Annotated in this window: 1 protein-coding gene; it reads right to left on the minus strand. The window is 74.5% G+C overall.

Going from position 1 to position 3,060, the window contains the following annotated elements; genetic code table 11:
- A partial coding sequence (locus CKY47_RS36725; RefSeq protein ID WP_306750995.1) for a non-ribosomal peptide synthetase occupies window positions 1-3,037 on the minus strand: 3,037 nt, incomplete at its 3' end.
- Window positions 3,038-3,060: the final 23 nt, after the last annotated feature.

Genomic DNA, 3,060 nt, shown 5'->3' on the forward strand with positions numbered 1-3,060 from the left:
CGGACTCCACCGCGACCGCACCCGGCGACCGCGCCGCCCGCCCCGCGAACAAATCCGACAACACGACCACCGGAACATCCCGCGCCGTGTCGTTCCACCCCGAGACGACCAGCTCCCGCTCGGCCGCCGTCAGGAGTTCCGCGTCGCCGACGCGCAGCCCCGGGTCGGCGGTGAACTGGCCCAGCAGCGCCACCAACCGCCCGGCCAGCGCTTCCGCGGTGTCGCGGTCGAACAGGTCCGCCGCGTACTCCAGCGCGACGCTGATCCCGCCCGGGGCGCCGTCCGGCTCGTGCCGCGACCGGAACGTCAGCGACAGGTCGAACTTCGCCGAGTCCCCGGCCAGCGGCAGGTCCTCCGCCCGGAGGCCCGGGACGTCCCACTCCCTGCTGGTGTCCTCGTCGGAGGCCAGCATCACCTGGAACAGCGGGTGGTGGGCCGCCGAGCGCACCGGGTTCAGCACTTCCACCAACCGTTCGAACGGCACGTCCTGGTGCGCGTAGGCCGCCAGGTCCCGGTCGCGGACCCGGGAGAGCAGCTCCGCGAAACTCGGGTCGCCCGACAGGTCCGTCCGCAGCACCAACGTGTTGACGAAGAACCCGATCAGGTGGTGCAGCCCTTCGTCGCCGCCACGGCCGGCCACCGGCACGCCGATCGGGATGTCGGTGCCGGCCCCGGACCGGGACAGCAGGACCGCGAGCCCGGCCTGGAGCACCATGAACAACGTCACCTGGTGCTCGCGCGCCAGCTCCACCAGCCCGCGGTGCAGCTCGGCGTCCACGTCGACGTCGAGGTGCCCGCCGCGGTAGGTGGGGTACGCCGGGCGGGGCCGGTCGAACGGCAGGTCCAGCTGCTCGGGCAGGTCGGCCAGCGCCGACTCCCAGTACGCCACCTGCCGGGCCAGCACGCTGTCGTGGTCCTGGTCGCCGCCCAGCAGCCCGCGCTGCCAGAGCGTGTAGTCCGCGTACTGCACCGGCAGGTCCGCCCACTCGGGGGAGTGCCCGGCCAGCCGCGCCGCGTACGCCTCCCCCAGGTCCCGCAGCAGCACCCCGAGGGACCAGCCGTCACTGGCGATGTGGTGCATGAGCAGCACCAGCACGCACTCGTCGGCCTCCAGCTCGAACAGCCACGCCCGCACCGGCAGCTCGCCGGCCAGGTCGAACACGTACCCCGCCGCCTGCCCGGTCAGCTCGGCCAGGTCGGTTTCGGCGGCCCGCACCACCGTGAACTCCGGCGCCGCCTGCGCGGCCGGCACCACCCGCTGGTACGGCTGCCCGTCCACCACCGGGAACACCGTCCGCAGCGCCTCGTGCCGGCCGACCACGTCACGCAGCGCCGCGCTCAGCGCGACCGCGTCCACCGGCCCGCGCAGCCGCCACGCGAACGGCACGTTGTAGGTGGTGCTCGGCCCCTCCAGCCGGTCCAGGAACCACAACCGCTGCTGGGCGAACGACAACGGCAGGCGGTCGGGCCGGTCGGCCCGCTCCAGGGCCGGCCACGCCTGCCCGGCCGCGTCCAGCGACTTCGCCAGCGACTCGACCGTCGGGTGGTCGAAGACCGTCCGGATCTCCAGCTCCACCCCGAGCACCGACCGCACCCGGCTGATCAGCCGGGCCACCAGCAGCGAGTGGCCGCCCAGGTCGAAGAACCCGTCGTCCACGCCGACCCGGTCCACGCCCAGCACCTCGGCGAACAGCTCGCACAGGATCTCCTCGGCAGGGGTGGACGGCCCCCGCCCGGTCCCGGCGGCGAACGTCGGCGCGGGCAGGGCCTTCCGGTCGAGCTTCCCGTTGACCGACAACGGCAGCGCGTCGAGGACCACCACCGCGGCGGGCACCATGTAGACGGGCAGCACCCGGGCCGCGGCGGCCCGGATCACGGCCGGGTCCACCCGGCTCCCCGGCGCGGGCACGACGTAGCCCGCCAGGCGCTGGTCGCCCGGCCGGTCCTCGCGGGCCACGACGACGGCCTGGGCCACCCCGGGCTGCGCGGCGAGCACGGCCTCGATCTCGCCCGGCTCGATGCGGAAACCGCGGACCTGGACCTGCTGGTCCACCCGGCCCAGGTACTCCAGCTCGCCGTCCTCCCGCCACTGCGCCAGGTCGCCGGTCCGGTACATGCGTTCCCCGGACGAGAAGGGGCAGGCCACGAACCGCTGCGCGGTCAGCCCGGGCTGGTTCAGGTACCCCCGCGCCAGGCCCGGACCGGCCAGGTACAGCTCGCCCGGCACGCCCGGCGGCACCGCTTCCAGGCGCTCGTCCAGCACGTACACCCGGGCGTTCCAGATCGGTTTCCCGATCGGCGGGGCGTCCACCCCGGACAGCGGCCCGCTCATCGTCACGCACACCGTCGCCTCGGTCGGGCCGTAGGCGTTGAACATCCGCCTGCCCCCCGACCACTCGGCCACCACCTCTCCCGGGCAGGCCTCACCGCCGACCATCAGGCACTCCAGCCCGGGCAGCTGTTCGGGGGCCGCACCGGCGAGGGAGGCCGGTCCCACCAGGGCGTGGCTGGCCCGGAGGTCGTGCAGCGCCTCGGCCAGCACCTCCCCGGCGAGCTGCCTCGACTCGGGGAGGACCAGCGTCGCGCCGGCGGGCAACGACATCAGCAGTTCCATGACGGCCGCGTCGAAGCTCAGCGAGGCCACCTGGGCCACCCGCGACTCCGGCCCGATCCCGAAGGTCCGGATCAGGTACGCGGACAGGCTCGCCAGGCCCTCGTGGCCGACCACGACGCCCTTGGGGCGCCCGGTGGAACCGGACGTGTAGATCACGTAGGCGGGGTGCGCGGGCAGCAGCGGCGCGATCCGGTCCCGGTCGGTGACGGGGTCGCCGGGCTGCTCCGCCACCGCGGCGGCCACCGCGTCGTCGTCGAGGTCGAGCACGACGACGCCCGCCGCCTCCGGCAGCCGCGTCGAGGTGGCCCGGTCGGTGATCAGCAGGCTCGGGGCGGCGTCGGTGAGCATGTACCCGATCCGGTCCGCCGGGTACCCCGGGTCGATCGGCAGGTACGCCGCACCCGCCTTCGTCACCGCCAACACCGCCGCCACCATCTCCAACGACC

It is taken from the genome of Saccharothrix longispora (assembly GCF_030852425.1).
GTDB classification, from domain to species: Bacteria; Actinomycetota; Actinomycetes; order Mycobacteriales; family Pseudonocardiaceae; genus Actinosynnema; species Actinosynnema longispora.